General features: G+C 70.1%; 17 protein-coding genes. 5 read left to right on the plus strand and 12 right to left on the minus strand.

What is annotated here, in order from left to right:
• Positions 1 to 33: 33 nt before the first annotated feature.
• The 6 genes from ACWEOO_RS22640 to ACWEOO_RS22665 all read right to left on the minus strand — a co-directional run bounded on the left by ACWEOO_RS22640 (position 34) and on the right by ACWEOO_RS22665 (position 5,917).
• Positions 34 to 648: a hypothetical protein gene (locus tag ACWEOO_RS22640; RefSeq protein WP_452144676.1), complete on the minus strand. Its 615-nt coding sequence runs from the start codon at positions 646 to 648 to the stop codon at positions 34 to 36.
• Between the two features lie 70 nt (positions 649 to 718).
• Positions 719 to 1,423, minus strand: a complete 705-nt coding sequence (locus ACWEOO_RS22645) for a hypothetical protein (protein WP_452144677.1) — start codon at positions 1,421 to 1,423, stop codon at positions 719 to 721.
• Between the two features lie 79 nt (positions 1,424 to 1,502).
• Positions 1,503 to 3,029: a precorrin-2 C(20)-methyltransferase gene (locus ACWEOO_RS22650; RefSeq protein ID WP_452144678.1), complete on the minus strand. Its 1,527-nt coding sequence runs from the start codon at positions 3,027 to 3,029 to the stop codon at positions 1,503 to 1,505.
• Positions 3,026 to 3,655: a precorrin-8X methylmutase gene (locus ACWEOO_RS22655; RefSeq protein WP_452144679.1), complete on the minus strand. Its 630-nt coding sequence runs from the start codon at positions 3,653 to 3,655 to the stop codon at positions 3,026 to 3,028. The genes ACWEOO_RS22650 and ACWEOO_RS22655 overlap by 4 nt, the downstream gene beginning before the upstream one ends.
• A complete protein-coding gene (locus ACWEOO_RS22660; RefSeq protein WP_452144680.1) occupies positions 3,652 to 4,707 on the minus strand; it encodes a precorrin-3B synthase in 1,056 nt (351 codons plus the stop codon). The genes ACWEOO_RS22655 and ACWEOO_RS22660 overlap by 4 nt, the downstream gene beginning before the upstream one ends.
• Positions 4,708 to 4,750: 43 nt before the next feature.
• Entirely contained in the window at positions 4,751 to 5,917 is a 1,167-nt protein-coding gene (locus ACWEOO_RS22665) for an MFS transporter (RefSeq protein ID WP_452144681.1), read from the minus strand.
• Positions 5,918 to 6,062: 145 nt separating this feature from the next.
• On the opposite strand from ACWEOO_RS22665, the gene ACWEOO_RS22670 reads away from it, so the two are divergent.
• The 3 genes from ACWEOO_RS22670 to ACWEOO_RS22680 all read left to right on the plus strand — a co-directional run bounded on the left by ACWEOO_RS22670 (position 6,063) and on the right by ACWEOO_RS22680 (position 8,686).
• On the plus strand, positions 6,063 to 6,545 hold the full coding sequence (locus ACWEOO_RS22670) for a MarR family winged helix-turn-helix transcriptional regulator (protein WP_359929891.1): 483 nt from the start codon (positions 6,063 to 6,065) through the stop codon (positions 6,543 to 6,545).
• Positions 6,546 to 6,621: 76 nt separating this feature from the next.
• On the plus strand, positions 6,622 to 8,076 hold the full coding sequence (locus ACWEOO_RS22675; RefSeq protein WP_452144682.1) for an MFS transporter: 1,455 nt from the start codon (positions 6,622 to 6,624) through the stop codon (positions 8,074 to 8,076).
• Positions 8,054 to 8,686 carry a TMEM175 family protein gene (locus ACWEOO_RS22680; RefSeq protein WP_452144683.1) on the plus strand — a complete coding sequence of 211 codons (633 nt, stop codon included), beginning with the start codon at positions 8,054 to 8,056 and terminating at the stop codon, positions 8,684 to 8,686. Before ACWEOO_RS22675 ends, ACWEOO_RS22680 begins: the two co-directional genes overlap by 23 nt.
• Here the strand turns inward: ACWEOO_RS22680 and ACWEOO_RS22685 are convergent.
• The 6 genes from ACWEOO_RS22685 to ACWEOO_RS22710 all read right to left on the minus strand — a co-directional run bounded on the left by ACWEOO_RS22685 (position 8,628) and on the right by ACWEOO_RS22710 (position 14,791).
• Positions 8,628 to 10,187 carry a carboxylesterase/lipase family protein gene (locus ACWEOO_RS22685; protein WP_452144684.1) on the minus strand — a complete coding sequence of 520 codons (1,560 nt, stop codon included), beginning with the start codon at positions 10,185 to 10,187 and terminating at the stop codon, positions 8,628 to 8,630. The genes ACWEOO_RS22680 and ACWEOO_RS22685 overlap by 59 nt on opposite strands.
• A 68-nt stretch (positions 10,188 to 10,255) precedes the next feature.
• Complete coding sequence (cobF, locus tag ACWEOO_RS22690; protein ID WP_452144685.1) at positions 10,256 to 11,014, minus strand: precorrin-6A synthase (deacetylating); 759 nt, start codon at positions 11,012 to 11,014, stop codon at positions 10,256 to 10,258.
• Positions 11,015 to 11,039: 25 nt separating this feature from the next.
• The gene (locus ACWEOO_RS22695; protein WP_452144686.1) at positions 11,040 to 11,867 is read right to left on the minus strand and encodes a hypothetical protein; all 828 of its coding nucleotides are present in this window, start codon (positions 11,865 to 11,867) and stop codon (positions 11,040 to 11,042) included.
• Positions 11,868 to 12,010: 143 nt separating this feature from the next.
• Entirely contained in the window at positions 12,011 to 12,748 is a 738-nt protein-coding gene (locus tag ACWEOO_RS22700; protein ID WP_452144687.1) for a hypothetical protein, read from the minus strand.
• A gap of 97 nt (positions 12,749 to 12,845) precedes the next feature.
• The gene (gene zwf, locus ACWEOO_RS22705; protein ID WP_452144688.1) at positions 12,846 to 14,342 is read right to left on the minus strand and encodes a glucose-6-phosphate dehydrogenase; all 1,497 of its coding nucleotides are present in this window, start codon (positions 14,340 to 14,342) and stop codon (positions 12,846 to 12,848) included.
• Between the two features lie 71 nt (positions 14,343 to 14,413).
• The gene (locus ACWEOO_RS22710; protein ID WP_359929910.1) at positions 14,414 to 14,791 is read right to left on the minus strand and encodes a VOC family protein; all 378 of its coding nucleotides are present in this window, start codon (positions 14,789 to 14,791) and stop codon (positions 14,414 to 14,416) included.
• 60 nt (positions 14,792 to 14,851) lie between these two features.
• On the opposite strand from ACWEOO_RS22710, the gene ACWEOO_RS22715 reads away from it, so the two are divergent.
• Both ACWEOO_RS22715 and ACWEOO_RS22720 read left to right on the plus strand, forming a co-directional pair.
• Positions 14,852 to 15,181 (plus strand): YciI family protein, encoded by a 330-nt coding sequence (locus ACWEOO_RS22715; protein ID WP_359929912.1) that lies wholly within the window; start codon positions 14,852 to 14,854, stop codon positions 15,179 to 15,181.
• Positions 15,178 to 16,365 carry an RNA polymerase sigma factor gene (locus ACWEOO_RS22720; RefSeq protein WP_452144689.1) on the plus strand — a complete coding sequence of 396 codons (1,188 nt, stop codon included), beginning with the start codon at positions 15,178 to 15,180 and terminating at the stop codon, positions 16,363 to 16,365. The genes ACWEOO_RS22715 and ACWEOO_RS22720 overlap by 4 nt, the downstream gene beginning before the upstream one ends.
• Positions 16,366 to 16,368: the final 3 nt, after the last annotated feature.

Below are 16,368 nucleotides of genomic sequence, written 5' to 3' on the forward strand. Positions count from 1 at the left end.
CGGATAGCTGCTATCCGCCGCCCGGGTCGACCGTCAGTCGGTACGCCGCTTCCCGGCGACGCCGCCGGCGACCGCCGCGACCAGCGTGATCAGGACGGCGGCCGCGACCGCGACCAGGCCGCCGGTCGTCAGCGTCGTGTCTGCGATCGGCAGCGACGGCAGGTCCATCCGGTTCAGGACGTCGTACTCCGAGCCGGCCAGCGCGGCGAGCCCGGCGACGATCGCGGTCACCACGATGCCGATCAGCCAGACGCCGAAGCCGTGCAGGGCGCCGTGGGCGCGGGCGAGCCGGCCGGCGACGGATCCGCCGGCGTAGTAGGCGATCGCCAGGACGACCAGTAGGACCACGACGGACGCGATCCCGATGGTGCCGGCCGTGCCGGCGCTGCCCTGGGCCGCGTTCCAGTCGATCGTGAGCGCGTAGTCGACGGCGGCCGCGACCGCGCCGACGATCCCGGTCAGCAGCGCGATCATGCCGATCGCGACCAGCCAGCCGTAGAACGCCGAGCCACCGGCCGAACCGCGGCGCGTGGGCTCCAGAACTCCGTCGTCGCGCTCGGGATCGGCCACTGTGGGCCGGTCGTCGACGTACGCCTCGGACGGTCCGAGCCGATCGACGCGGGTATCTTCGTCATGCTGCTGAGTCATGTCAGCTTCTCCTCACCGGACAAGCCCCGTGTGTCACCCCAGTACCCCGGGTGAAACCAGCAGCGACAGCTCAGAGTAGTTGGTCGATGCGGTCGTGGTAGCGACGCCCGGACTTGCCGCCGACGATGGCGGCCAGCAGCGTCAGGACCAGGACCGCGGCCGTGGCGGCGATGCTGCCGAGCAGGAGCGTGTTGTCGGCGATCGCGACGTCCGGCCGGTTGATCTCGTCGACCAGGCCGTACTGGTTGTCCAGCAGCCAGCCTGCGCCGCCCGCGAGTGCTCCCACGACCACGGCGATCATCCAGACACCGAAGCCCTGCCGTCCGCCGTCGAAGCGGGCCAGCCGGCCGGCGACGTAGCCGCCGATGTAGAACGCCAGCGTCAGCATGAACAACGTCACCCCGGCCGCCGTGATCGAGGCCGCGCCGGGCTGGGCCTTCGCGTCGCTCGTGGTGTAGTCCAGGACCTCGGCGGTGCCGAGCGCGGCTCCCGCCACGGCGGCCATCAGCAGCACCGACATCGAGACGGCGATCAGCCAGCCGAAGAACGCCGCACCGAACTTGAACCCGCGGTACGACAGCAGGTCCGCATCGACCTCATCCTCCCCGGGCAGCGCCGGCGGCGTCCGCAACGGCGGGTCCGGGGTGACCGAGATCGTGCTCATCGCCCGGCTCGCGGCCGCACGGGCCTCCTCGTACTTCTGGGTGCTGGCGGCGTCGCCGGCGGGCGTGGCGATCGTGGCCGTGGCAGTGTCGCCGGGGTACTGCTGACTCATCTCCGCGGGCTCCTCACAGGTCGGCTTCGGGGCGGTCCCTACCCGCCCGCACCGCGCCTGACACGGCCGGAGTGCGGATTTAACCGACTCCTGGTGTGCTGTCACTCGCTGTCGCGGGGTATCGGCGCGGAGTGAAGACCAGTGAGCCGGCCGGGCGGGGCACGGTACGCGTCTGTGACGAGCCGACCAGGAGCAGGCACCGCATGTCAACCGTTTCGGGGTCGAGCTTCGCCAGCGTCGTGACGGTGATCGTCTCCTCCGGACCGCCGACATCGCGACCGACCACCACCGGCGTACCGGGAGCACGGTGCTCGAGCAGCAGGTCGCGGGTCGCTGCCACCTGCCACGTGCGGGTCTTGGAGGCGGGGTTGTAGATCGCGATCGCCAGGTCGGCCTGGGCCGCGGCGCTGAGGCGCTGAGCGATCACGTCCCACGGCTTGAGCCGGTCCGACAGCGACAGCACGCAGTAGTCGTGTCCCAGCGGCGCTCCGACCCGGCTGGCGACCGCTTGCGCGGCGGTCATGCCAGGCAGCACCTGTACGGCGATGTCGGCGTACTCCGGCTCCGCGGCGACTTCGGTGACCGCACTGGCCATGGCGAATACGCCCGGGTCGCCGGACGAGACCACGACGACCGTGGAGCCCTTGCGGGCCAGGTCGAGCGCGAAGGCGGCCCGCTCGGACTCGACGCGGTTGTCCGAGCCGTGCTTGCGCTGCCGCGCCCGGTCCGGCAGCCGGTCGACGTACGTCGTGTAGCCGATCACGTCGTCCGCACCCGCGATCGCGGCGCGGGCCTCCGGTGTCATCCAGTCCGGGCCGGCCGGTCCCAGGCCGACGACCGTGACTGAGCCTTCGGCGGCGGTCTTCGTGACCGGGGGAGCGAAGGTGTTGTTGATCGGGCTCGGGAGGAGCGCGAGGGAGAAGTACGGCACCTCGTCGGGGTCGACCTCGTTGAGCGGCGCAGTGCGCTGCGCATCGGTGGTCGCGCGTTCGACGTACCAGGCCTCGTCGGCGCGTCCGGCGAGCTCGAACGCCTCCCGGACGTTCGCAAAGGTGCGCCCGAGCTTCATCACGGCCGCCGCGTCGGTGGAACGCAGGCGGTCCGCCAGGACGTCCGGCGGCAGCGTGCCAGGCAGCACGGTGAGGATCTCGTCGCGCTCACAGAGCGGGCGTCCGAGGACAGCCGCCGCGGCGCTGACCGAGGTCACGCCGGGGACCACCTCGCACGGGTACCGGTCCGCGAGCCGTTTGTGCATGTGCATGTAGGAGCCGTAGAACAGCGGGTCGCCTTCCGCGAGGACGACGACGTCCCGGCCCGCGTCCAGGTGCGCGGCGAGCCGGGCGGCGCAGTCGGCGTAGAAGTCGTCCATCGCACCCTGGTAGCCACCCGGGTGGTCGGTCGTCTCCGTGGTGAGCGGGTAGACGAGATGCTCCTCGATCTGCCCCGGCGTCAGGTACGGCGCGGCGACCGCCCGCGCGATGCTCCGCCCGTGCCGCGCGCTGTGGAACGCGATCACGTCCGCGGCCCCGATCAACCGGGCCGCCTTCACCGTCACCAGCTCGGAATCGCCGGGCCCCAGCCCGACACCCCACAGTCGCCCGCTCATTCGACCTCACTCGCGATCGCGTTGACGGCCGCCGCGGTGATCGCGCTGCCGCCCCGACGGCCGCGCACCACGAGGTACTCGAGCCCGAGCTCGTTCGCGGCCAGCGCGTCCTTGGACTCGGCCGCGCCGATGAAGCCGACCGGGATCCCCAGCACCGCAGCCGGCCTCGGACCGCCCGCCGCGATCACCTCCAGCAGCCGGAAGAGCGTCGTCGGCGCGTTGCCGATAGCAACAACTGCACCGTCGAGCCGGTCCAGCCACAGGTCGACGGCGGCGGCACTGCGCGTCGTACCGAGGTTTTGCGCGAGGTCCACGGTCCGCGGGTCCTGCAGCGTGCAGATCACCTCGTTGCCCGCCGGGAGTCGCCGCCGGGTGATGCCGGCCGCGACCATGTGCGCGTCGCACAGGACCGGCGCTCCGTTCTGCAGCGCGGCCCGGGCGTTCTTCACCACGTTCGCCGACCAGGCGATGTCGGCGACCAGGTCCGTCATGCCGCACGCGTGAATCATCCGTACGGCGACCTGCGCCACATCGGCCGGGAGCCCGTCCAGCGCAGCCTCGGCCCGGATCGTCGCGAACGACCGCCGGTAGATCTCCGCGCCGTCCCGCTCGTACTCGTAACTCACACCCGTTTCCCGTCCACCAGATAACCGTCACCGACAGCAAGAACATCCACGAACGCACCGCTTGGCTTCCCGCACCGCCGCTCGCAGCCCGACCAGTGGACCCGCCGGTCGTCCCTTCGCATCTCGGGGACCAGCCGGGCGGCGTCCGCTCGGACATCGGCCAGCGACTTCGCGCACCCAGGCCGGCCTGCGCAGGCTGTGACACCTTCCCAGACCGAGCCCGGTGTGGTGATGAGGCCGACGTCCTCCAACCCTGCAGCGGCAGCGGGCACAACGACAGAGCGCCAGGGCGTGATGCGGACCTCATCGCCTGACCGGACCAGCGCCGCGGCCTGTTCCTGCGTCAGGCTTCCCAAGGGCACGGTGACCACCAGTGCGGCCCCATGCCGACCCGCTGTCACACGCGTCGACTCTGCCGGCAGGGCCTCGTCCGCTTGCACTCCAAGGCGCTCGAGCACGCGCTCAGCACCATCGACGACCTCAGCGATCCGCCATTCCTGGTCACGCACCTCGAGGAAGGCCTCGGCCGCGGCCAGCATCAGCTCCGGCACCTGGTCCCACTCCACACGCACACCGCGAGCCCCGAGGCTAAGCAACGCACTCCGCTCGTCGAGCGCCCGCACCGCAACGTCCTCCTGCAGCTCGGCCAAGTCACCACGGCCGTCATCCAGGGCGAACAAGAAGCGTCCTGGCAGGTCAGCCAGCGCAGGGCGGTCGCACAACGCTCGGTCCAAGGCAGCGGCCACGGGAATTACGTCGTACTTCGACTGCTGGTCCAGACCGGACAGCGGCGACGCCAGGATGTTCCGCACGCGCTCATGTGCGATCGACGGCAGCAGCCCTGCAGCAAACAGCCGGTCCGACAGCTGCCGTGGCCCGTCGGCACGGAGCGCGCGGATCTGGATGTTGCCGCGCGACGTCAGCTCCAGCCGGCCGTCACCGAGCTCGGCGGCAGCAAGGCGCAGTATGTCGACCTGCTCGGACGTCAGCCGCCCGCCGGGGACCCGCACGCGTGCGAGGCCGCCGTCAGCCGCCTGGTGCACTGCCAGCACACCAGGGCACCGATCGCCTTCTGTCCTCGCCACAGCGGTGATGCTACGTCCCCGAAACCTCGTGTGTTCTGGCCCACAGCAGGAACCCGACCGCCACGAGTGCACACACGCCTCCGGCCGTCATCGCCACCGGGACCGACCACGCGTCCACCACCAGCCCGCCGAGCAGCGCGCCGATCGACAACACCGCCTGGAACGACGAGGTGAACCAGACTGTCGCCGCCTCCCGCGATTCCGGAGCGGCCTGGGCGAACATGCTCATCGAGCAGACCGGTACGCCGCCGTACCCGAGTCCCCACACCACGAGCAGGACGAGCGCCCCTGCCGTACTGCGGCCGATCACCGGCATCAGGAGCGTTGCTGTGGCGATGAGTGCGGCACAGGTGACGAAGGTGCTGCGGCGATGTGCCTTCGGCCCGGCGAGGAGGTTGCCGACCAGACCGGCGGCGCCGTACACGAGCAGGAACAGGCCGATGAGCTCCGGACGCACCACATCGCGCAGGAACGGCGTGACGTAGGTGTATGTCGCGAAATGTGCCGTGACGATCAGAGAGGTGACGATCAGCGGGGTCCGGCTCCTGCGCAGCGCGGCAGCGAGCACGGCGGGCTTGGTGACCTGCAAAGGCGGGAGTTGCGGCACCGTGGTGCGCAGTGCGACCAGAGCCAGCAGCGCGAGTACGCCGAGCGCAGCGAACGACGCACGCCAGCCTGCGAGCTCGCCGAGGAACGTTCCCGCCGGCACGCCGAGCACCGAGCCGAGGGGGACCGCGGAGAAGATCACAGCGGTGGCCCGCGCCGCCCATCGCTGCGGGACGAGCCGTCCGGCGAGACCGGCGCCGATGGACCAGAAGCCGCCGATGGTCAGGCCGACGAGGAACCTGGCCGCCAGTTCGAGCCAGAAGACCGGCGCGGTGGCGGCGACCAGCCCGGCGATGGCCAGCAGGACCATGAGCGCGCAGAGCATCAGACGCCGGTCCAGCCGTGCCGTTGCGAGCGTGACGACCGGCGCGGCGACCGCCGCGACCAGGCCGGGCATCGTCATCAGCAGGCCGGTGCGGCCGGGTGTCAGCGCGAAGTCGGCGCCGATCGGGGTGAGCAGGCCGATCGGGAGGATCTCGGTGGTGACGATCGCGAAGATCCCGAGCGTCAGCGCGCCGACGCCGAACCACTCGAGCGCCCGCGGCGACGACCGGGTTGTCAGAACAGTCATGCGGTCCAGGCAACCGGCCGTGGCGCCGGACGGCTCGCGGTTTCGCGACAGCGCGGTCGGGGGCGGGCAAGCCGTCGCTTTTCCGCGAGGAATGATCCGGCTCGGGATCATCTCCGGCCAGATGATCCGAGCTAACCTCGATGGTATGGCGCAGCTCCCGGCACGGACCGTCCCCGACCTCACCGGATACCTCACGCACGCGGGTCACGTCCTGGAGACCCAGCTGTCCGCAGCGCTGGCGGAGGTCGGCCTGACGCTGCGGATGCAGTGCGTCCTGCGGCACGCGCTGGAAGCCGAACGCACGCAGATCCAGATCGCCGAGCTCGCCTACCTGGACAAGACCACGATGGTCGTCACCGTCGACGCCCTCGAGAAGGCCGGGTACGCCGAGCGCAAACCGTCCACGACCGACCGCCGCGCCCGCATCATCGCCGTCACCGAGGCCGGCGCCGCGATCGCCGCCGAGGGGCAGCAGATCGTCGACCGCGTCCACGCGGAGGCGCTGGACGCCCTGACCGCGGCGCAGCGCAAGACCTTCGTCGAGTCCGTCACCACCTTGGTGGACGGCCCGCTGGCCACCCCGGTGACCGCCCAGCCCGTCCGCCGCTCCCGCCAGCGCACCGCATGATCATCCACTAAAAGATCGTCTGTTACGGGACTATCTGTTAAGGTCTCTCCTGTCGGCTATCAGACAGGAGAGCGTTGTGGCTGTGGAGTCTGCGGAGTTGGCCGGGCGGGTGCGGGGACGGACCCAGGCCCTGGTCGTGCTGTGCGTGATGCAGTTGATGATCATCCTCGACGGGACCGTGGTGACCGTCGCGCTGCCCACGATCCAAGGCGATCTGGGGTTCTCGCAGGCCGGGCTGGCCTGGGTGATGAACTCGTACCTGATCGCGTTCGCCGGTCTGCTCCTGCTGGCCGGACGGATCGGTGATCTGGTCGGGAGCAAGCGGGTGTTCGTCGCGGGGCTCGCGTTGTTCACCGCGGCCTCGCTGCTGTGCGGTGTGGCGGGGAGTGCGGAGGTCCTGATCGCCGGACGCTTCCTGCAGGGGGTCGGCGGCGCACTGGCCTCGGCGGTGATCCTCGGCATGATCGTGAGCCTGTACCCGGCTCCCGGTGAGCAGGCGCGGGCGATGGGCGTCTACAGCTTCACGGCCGCCAGCGGCGCGTCGATCGGGCTCATCTTCGGTGGGGTGATCACCCAGACCGTCGGCTGGCACTGGGCGTTTCTGATCAACGTGCCGATCGGTGTGGTCTCACTGGTGTTCGCCGTACGGCTGCTGGCTCACCGACCTGGTCTTGGCCTCGCCAACGGTGCGGACATCGTGGGCGCCGTACTGGTGACGTCCGGGCTGTCGCTGGCCGTCTACACGATCGTCCAGACCGCAGAGCCGCAGGCGACGCTTGCCCGCACACTTCTTCAGGCAGGCGCCGCACTCGTCCTGCTGGCCGCGTTCGTCGTACGGCAGGCGCGCATCAAGCACCCGTTGCTGGCCCTGCGCATCTTCCGTCGCCGTCAGCTCAGCGTGGCGAACGTCGTGGTCGTCCTGCTCTTCGCGGCCGGTTTCGGCTTCCAGTTCACCACCGCGCTCTACGTGCAGGGCGTCCTGGGCTACGACTCACTCACCACCGGCCTCGCCTTCCTGCCGGCGCCGATCATGAACGCACTGATGTCGCTGTCACTGGCGCCGCGCCTGACTGTCCGCTTCGGTCCGCGCAGGATGTTGATCGCCGGGCTGGTCGTCTTCCTGCTGGCGCTGCTCTGGATCAGCCGTGCGCCGGTCGACGGCTCGTACGTCGTCGACGTCGGCCCGGTGCTGGCGGTGATGGGCGCCGGTATCGGCGTGGCCATCCCGGCGTCGATCATGCTGGCGATGTCCGGCGCGGACGCCGGCGACGCAGGGCTGGCCTCAGGCCTCAACAACACCGCACAGCAAGCCGGTGCGGCCGTGGGCACCGCCGTACTGGCCACGCTGGCCGCGTCCACGACCTCCGACCGCCTCAGCGACGGCGCCGACAAGCTCCTGGCCCTACGCGACGGCTACGGCGCAGCGTGGCTCGCGGCCGCCGGATTCGTGCTGGCAGCGGCCCTGCTGTCCATCAGCCTGCTCCGCGGCGCGACTACCCTTGGCGGCCGTGAGTACGTCGAGAGATCCTGACCGGCTGGTTCTGTTCACCGATGCCGTCGTCGCCATCGCCATCACGTTGCTGGTGCTGCCGCTGGTCGATCTGGTGCCCGAGGTGCAGGCCGACGGCGGCGACGCGGTCAGCGTGATCTCTGAGCATCGCCAGGAGATCTTCACCTTCCTGCTGAGCTTCGTGGTGATCGCGAACTTCTGGCTGGGGCACCACCGGGTGTTCGAGCATGTCCGCGCGTACACGCCGGCCATGATGCGGCTGAACCTGCTCTGGTTGCTCACCATCGTCGTCCTGCCGTTCCCGACCGAGATCATCGGCGCCTTCGACAGCGGCCGGTTCACCGCCGGGCCGTACATCGGCACGATTCTGGCGCTGAGCATCTGCCAGTCGGCGCTCGCCTGGATGGTCCACGGGCACAGCGAACTCGAGAAGCCGGACAACCCGGTCCGGCAGCGGGAGCTCGTCGGCTCCCTGCTGCTGACCGGGTTGACCCTGGTTGCCTTCCTCCTGGCGTCTCTGGTTCCAGGCGTGAATTTCTACGCGATGTTCCTGCTTCTGCTGTCGCCGATCATCAGCCGCGTGTCGAGAGGCCGCTCCAGAATCCGCACTGGTGCTCAGTCGTCAGATTGACGCGCTTGATGCCGCCCTGGTCCGTCGGCGCGAGCGAGAGCCCGTCGACGGTCCGTACGCCGGTCGGTGACCACTGCGGGCGGTCCGGGCCGTTCGGGTTGCCGGTGCGCGCGAACGCTGTCCAGTAGTCGATCATCTGGTTCGACAGCCTCTGCTGCGTCTCCGGCATCGGGAAGTCGTACCCGCCGAGCCGGAACAGGTACGGCAGCTCCATGGCGTGTGCGGCTCCCAGTCCGGGGGCTGCGATCGGGGAGTGCTTGTCAGCGAACTCGTATGCGTACACCGGGACCTTGCGCGCCGCCTGCTGGTCCGCCGCGACCTGTGTGCACGACCAGATCCGGTCCGTCGTCACAGCACCCCACGCCGCGGCCGACGACTCGTAGCTGGTCTGCGGGTAGTGCCGCAGTACCTCTGGCGCCTTCTGCGCGCCGACCATGTTCCGCACCAGCGCCGGGTAGTCCTTGATGTCCCCGAACGCGGCCAACCAGCCGTTCGCCTCGTCGTGGTTGTTCCCGGAGATGATCGGCACCCGGTGGAAGAGCCCCGCGCGCAGGGCCTTCGCCGGGCTGAGCGGTACGACGGGGCTCCCGCCGTACCCGATCTGCGTGAACTGGAGCAGGTCGTCGACCAGGACGTCGGCCTTCAAGCCGCGCAGGCACTCGATCGTGCTGCAGTTCTTGCCCGCGGCCCACTCCTTGCCGTTCGCCTGCATCCGGCTGACGGGGACCCACGGGGAGTCCGCGGTCTGGCCCGGGTACTGGCTGTTGTCGGCCCAGTTGAACGCGCAGGAGCCGCTCTGCATGATTGCCTTCGCGAACAGGCCGGACGCGGTCGGAGAGGTCAGCTGCGCGCACACGCTCATCCCGCCGGCGGACTCGCCCGCGACCGTGACGTTGCGCGGGTCGCCGCCGAACGCGCTGGCGTTGCGCTGCACCCAGCGCAGGGCCGCCTGCTGGTCCTGCAGACCGAAGGTGCCGGAGCCGGGCAGACCCGGGTAGCCGAAGAAGCCGAAGATGCCGAGGCGGTAGTTGACCGTGACAACGACCACGTCTCCCCGCGCGGCGAACTTCGACGCCTCGTAGCTGCTGCCGGCGCCGGAGAAGAACCCGCCACCGGGGATCCACACCACGACCGCGCGAGGCTTCGTGGAGGAGACGGCGGGCGTCGTCACGTTCAGGTACAGGCAGTCCTCGGCCACCGATCCGTCCGGCGCCTCGGAATTCGGCTGCTGCGCGCAGACACTGCCCACCTTCGACTCGCGCACCACGCTCCACGGCTGCACCGGCTGCGGCGCCTTCCACCGCAGGGCGCCTGTCGGGGGAGCGGCGTACGGGATCCCGTCGTACACCAGCGCGTCCCCGACCGACCGCGCAGCCACCCGCCCCGCGTCGGTCCGTACGACGTGCTCAGCCGCGTCGCCGGCCCCAGCGCCGCTCACCAACGTCCCGGCCGCGGCCAGCCCGGCCGCCGCCACCATCGCCAATAGCCTTTTCTTCGTCATACCGGCACCCTCCGCCGGCAGACGCCCCACCACTTCGGCCCGACGGCCAAAGCCACTAAGACTTTGGTCTAGCTGTGGCGCCTGAGGAGGTAGGTGTCCATGATCCAGCCCTTGCGGTCTCGCGCCTCGGCGCGGACCTTCTCGATCTCGGGTGCGACCTCGCGGAGCGGACCCGAGACGAGGAGTTCGTCGGGCGTGCCGAGGTAGGCGCCCCAGTAGATGTCGGCGTCCTGGTCGAGGTGCTCGGTGAACGCGGTCTGCGCGTCGAGCATCACCACGACGTCGTCCACCCCGTCCGGCCACTCCGTCGCGAGGCGCCGGCCGGTGGTGATCTGGATCGGCCGGCCGACCTGGTTCAGCCCGACCCGGTGCCGCGCGGCGAGCGTCGACACGCTGCTGATCCCGGGAATCACCTCGACCGAGAACGCGAGCTCACCGCGCGCCAGGATGTCGTCGAGGATCGCCAGCGTGCTGTCGTACAGCGACGGGTCGCCCCACACCAGGAACGCGCCGACCTGGTCCTCGCCCAACTCGGTCGCGATCAGGTCCGCGCAGACGTCCGCGCGGCGCCGCCGCCAGTCGTCGACCGCCTCGACGTACGCCGAGGTCGTGCGGTCCCGCTCCGGGTCCCGGCCGACGACGACGCGGTACTCCTTGCTCGTCGCGTACCGGCGGAGGATCTCCGACCGCAGGTCGACCAGCTCCTGCTTGACCTCGCCCTTGTCCAGCACGAAGAACACGTCGACCCGGTTCAGCGCCGACACGGCCTGCATCGTCACCTGCTCCGGATCGCCCGCACCGACCCCGACCACCACAATCTCGCGCATGCCCGCAGCGTAGAGGAGGCCGCCGTCAGCGGGAGAACTGCCAGCGGATCTCATCGTTGTCAGGAAGCACCACGACCGTGCCGGACCCGGCCCTCCACCCATTGGGCAGCAGGAACGCCCGTCCGCCCGAAACCACCAGCAGACGCAGCCCGGTGGTGCGGTAGTGCACGGTCTTACCGCCCTCGACGATCGGTTCCTCGACGACTCCGGGCGCCTCGAGTCCGAGTGGTGTGCTGCTGAACACAGTGGCGCGCGGGAGGTACCGAACGTTGTCCTGCACCTGACGCGCGTACCCACGGCCGACCGCGGTCGCATAGTCCGACACCGCCCAGAACAGCGCGGCCGTGACGACGCCGCCGACGAGCAGCAGCCGGAACGCCCGGTACCAGACGGGCGGTGCCCCACGTTGAGCCGTTGCGGACTTGTCGGACGCGGCCGTCCGCAGCCGGGCGCCGTACGCCGCGACAATGGTGCCTGCAGCAACGATCAGCGGCGCGACCAGGTCCACCGCGTCGCCGGCCACCGTCGCGGCGACGACCGCGGCCGCGACCGCGCCGAGGCCCGACAGCAAGGCGATCCGGCCGGCCCTCCGCAGCGCCGGACGAGCCTCGGTACGGCGGAGCGCCGCGTCGACCCGGAGGTGTACGGCGAGTGCGCCGAGCGCGAGGCCGGCGAGGACGAGGAGCGGCAGGTACAACGTGCTGATGCTGTTCATCACGTAGTCGCGCGTCGTGTAGCCGAACAGGCTGACGTCCAGCCCCATCTCCCGGGCCTGCGTATCGGAGCGCGCCCAGCCGAAGTAGATCATCAGCGCCGTGGCGATCGTCAGCGGCGGACCCAAGGTGGTGAGCACCGACACCACCGCCTGCAGGGGCGACTGTCCACTCGGCGCTTCGCTGTCGGGCGGTTCGGCGGTCGGCGTTTCGCGGGACGGCCGTCCGTTCGGTTGCGGTTCGTTGGCGGGTGGTTCCAGGGGCGGTCTCCCGGTGGGCGTGGTCATCCGTCTGGGTTGGGGGCTGCGTCGGGTGACGACGTCTCGGACGGGCCTCCGGCCGGCGGGGTCTCGTTGGTCGGCTGCTCCGTGGGCTGCTCCGTGGGCTGGTCTGTCGGCTGTTCGGTGGGCTGCTCGGTCTGTTCGCCGTTCTCCTGGTTCGCGGCGTGACCGCACTCGGTCTCCTGGGAACCGGTGGTCACCCGGTGGAAGCGCACCCTCGGTACCGCGCCGGGATGGGCGCGGCGCCAGGCGAGGCCCCGCGCCATCAGGTCCTTGACCAGGGGCGTCAGGCAATCGTGGTTGAGCGCGCCGGTCTCGGCGTTCTGGTTGGCCTCGACGACGGCCCACTGCTTCGACTGACCCTTGACCGCGGCCTGGCAGAGGGCGACCATCGCCTTCCCGAAGTCACCGCCCTGGTCGGCGGTCAGGTCCGCGACCTCGCTCTGCAGGTCGGAGCACTTGCCGTCGGCAAGATAGTTGTACGCCGACCAGGTCGGCGTCGGTGACTGCGGATCCTTGGGCCCCCACGGCACCCAGGACAGCGACCCGCCACCCTTGTCCCCGCCGCCGTTGTCGCCCCCGTTGTCGCCCCCGTTGTCACCGCCGTTGTTCCCGCCCGGATCGCCGCTCTGGCCGGAGTCCGACGTACCCGAATCGCCCGCTGTGCTGTCGGATCCGCAGCCTGCGGGCAAGAGCGCAGCGATCAGCAGCAGGCTGAGTGCAATGAGTCGACGCGGCATGGCAACCCCCCATGGCCCGAGGAAAACCGTCCCTCGAACCTCAGGGTGCGCGCAACGTGGCGCAGGGTCAACGGCCTGTCGGTGCCGATCCGGAGGCTTACGGCTTGGCCTGGCGCCACTCGCGTTCGAACGGGAGCCGCCAGGCGCGCGGCGCGATCAGCTGGTGGATCGCGTTCGGCCCCCAGGTGCCGGGCTGGTACGGCTTGGCGGGCGGCGGGTCCTCGAGCAGCGGCGCGGAACGGTCCCACAGCGACTCGATGCCCTCGGCCGTGGTGAACAGCGTGTGGTCCCCGCGCATCGCGTCCAGGATCAACCGCTCGTACGCCTCGAGGACGTCGCCCGCGCTCTCGGTCTCCCGTGTGGAGAACTGCATCGACAGCTTCTCCAGCCGCATCCCCGGGCCCGGCCGCTTGCCGTAGAACGACAGCGACACCCGCGACGAGTCGGCCAGGTCGAACGTCAGGTGGTCCGGACCTTCCGAGCCGACGCCGGAGCCGGCCGGGAACATCGTCTTCGGCGCCTCCTTGAAGGCGATCGAGATGATCCGCTGGCCCTCGGCCAGCTTCTTGCCGGTGCGCAGGTAGAACGGGACGCCGGCCCAGCGCCAGTTGTCGATCTCGACCTTGAGCGCGATGAACGTCTCGGTGTCGGAGTCCGGCGCGACGCCTTCCTCGTTGCGGTAACCGCCGTACTGACCGCGGACCACGCAGGCCGGATCGAGCGGCAGCATCGACCGGAAGACCTTGTTCTTCTCCTCCGAGATCGCCCGCGGCTCCAGGGCGGTCGGCGGCTCCATCGCGACGAACGACATCACCTGCATCAGGTGCGTGACGACCATGTCCTTGAACGCGCCGGTCGGCTCGTAGAAGGTGGCCCGCTGGTCCAGGCCGAGCGACTCCGGGATGTCGATCTGCACGTGGTCGATGAAGTTGCGGTTCCAGATCGGCTCGAACAGGCCGTTCGCGAACCGGAACGCCAGGATGTTCAGCGCGGCTTCCTTGCCGAGGAAGTGGTCGATCCGGAAGATCTGCGACTCGTCGAACGTCTCGTGGACGAAGTCGTTGAGCTCGATCGCGGTGGCCAGGTCGTCGCCGAACGGCTTCTCCATCACCACCCGGGCGCGCTCGACCAGGCCGGCGTCGCGCAGCATCGCGATCACCGCCTGGGCGGCCTTGGGCGGCACCGACAGGTAGTGCAGCCGCCGGGTGTCCGGGCCGAGCAGCTCCTCGGCGGCCTTGACCGCGGCCGCCAGCGCCTCCGGGCCGGCGGTGACCGGCACGTACTCCAGCCGTTCGGCGAACTGCGCCCACTCCGCGTCGCTCATCGCGTGCGTGCCGAACATCTCGACCGCCTGCCGCGCCCGCTCGCGGAACTCGTCGCAGGTCAGGTCCTCGGTGGCGGTCCCGATGATCCGCACGTCCGGCGCGAACCGGGACTGCTGCAGATACGCCAGACCGGGCAGCAGTTTGCGCTTGGCGAGGTCGCCGGTGGCGCCGAACAGCACGATCACGTGCGGCGCCAGCGGCTCCGGATCCCGCCGCGACGGTCGCGATCCGGGCGCCGGATACGCAATGGTCTGAGTACGGTCAGGCATTCAGTCCTCCCGAGGACGCCACCGGAGCCAACACTGTCCGCAGTCTAGGTGGCTCCGGTGACGGCCACGCGTCAGGCTGATTGCCACAGACCGAGGATGTTGCCCTCCGGATCCTTGAAGTACCCGGCGAAGCCCATGTCGCCGACCGGGAGTTTCTCGCCGACGCGTTCGCCGCCGAGGCTCTCGATGGTCTTCCAGGCGGCGTCGATGTCCGCGACGTCGACCGTCAGCATCGGACGGGTCAGGTCGCCGGTGCGCTGGAACATCCCGCCGTTGATGAAGCCGGGCTCGGCCGGCATCGCCTGGTCGTCGACCGGCCCGGTCGACACCATCGTGTAGTTCAGCTCGGGCATTTCCATCAGGTTCCACCCGAAGGCCTCGCGGTAGAACGCCCGCGCTCGCTCACCGTCGTCGTACGGCACCTCGAAGTGCACGATCCGCCCTGTCATCTCTGGTACCTCCCCCTGAGAGTTCCTTGCTGTCGACGCTAGACCTGCGAGGATGAAGCGGTGAAGTACCTGCTGATGATCTGTGGAGACGAGTCCGCTGCCGCGCACGCCGACGACGGCTGCGGCGGCTGGTCGGAGGAGATGGAGTCTCGCGGGGTCGTGACCGGCGCGGCCGGGCTGCGGCCGCCGGACGAGGCGACCACGCTGCGGGTGCGCGAGGGCGAGCTGCTGCTGACCGACGGGCCGTTCGCGGAGACGAAGGAGCAGATCGGCGGGTTCGTGCTGATCGACTGCGCCGACCTGGACGAGGCGATCGAGATCGCGGCCAAGCACCCCGCGGCCGGCTACGGCACGATCGAGATCCGGCCCCTGCTGGAACCGCCGGTGTGACCTTCGAGGAGATCTACCGGCAGGAGTGGGGCCAGGTGGTCGCCACGCTGATCCGGCTGACCGGTGACTGGGAGCTGGCCGAGGAGTGCGCGCAGGAGGCGTTCGCCGCGGCGCTGCAGCGGTGGCCGGCGGACGGCGTACCGGATCGGCCCGGCGCCTGGCTGACCACGACCGCCCGCAACCGGGCGATCGACTGGCTGCGGCGCGAGGCGGTCGGTGCGGCCAAGCTGCGGGAGGCGGCCGCGATCGAGTCCGACCAGGAGCCGCCGTACGACGTACCTGACGACCGGCTGCGGTTGATGTTCACGTGCTGCCACCCCGCATTGGCGATGGAGACACGCGTGGCGTTGACGCTGCGGACACTGGCCGGTCTGAGTACGGCGGAGATCGCGCGGGCGTTCCTGGTCCCGGAGACCACCATGTCGAAACGCCTGACCCGCGCGAAGCAAAAGATCCAGCACGCGGGCATCCCGTACCGGGTCCCGCCGGCGCATCTCCTGCCCCAGCGGACACCCGCCGTGCTGGCGGTGCTGTACCTGCTGTTCAACGAGGGGTACTCCGACGTCGTCCGGAGCAATCTGACCGGTGAAGCGATCAGATTGGCCAGGCTGCTCGTCCACCTGATGCCGGACGAGCCTGAGGCCACCGGCCTCCTCGCTCTCATGCTGATGCACGACGCCCGCCGCGACACCCGGCTGTCCCCGGACGGCGCCCTGGTCACCCTGGACGACCAGGACCGCACCCGCTGGGACCATGCCCAGATCACCGAAGGCGTAGCCCTCCTGGACGCCGCCCTCCTCCGCAATGAGCCCGGCCCGTACCAGATCCAAGCAGCAATCGCGGCCTGCCACGCCACCGCCCGCACCGCCCCCGAAACCGACTGGCCCCAGATCGCCGCGCTCTACGCCCAACTCCCGCAAACCCCCGTAGTAGCCCTCAACCGAGCCGTAGCCATCGGCATGGCCGACGGCCCCGCCGTAGGCCTACGCCTCGTAGAAGCCCTGACCGCCGACCCCCTGACCACCTACCACCTCCTCCCAGCCACCCGAGCCGACTTCCTCCGCCGCCTCCACCGCTGGCCCGAGGCGACCGCGGCGTACCGAGAAGCTCTGAGGCTGGCTACCACGGACGCCGAACGCAGGTATCTGGAGAAGAGATTGCGAGAGGTGTCTGTCCGGGGCTGAGTC

The sequence above is a fragment of the Kribbella sp. NPDC004138 genome (assembly GCF_053603655.1).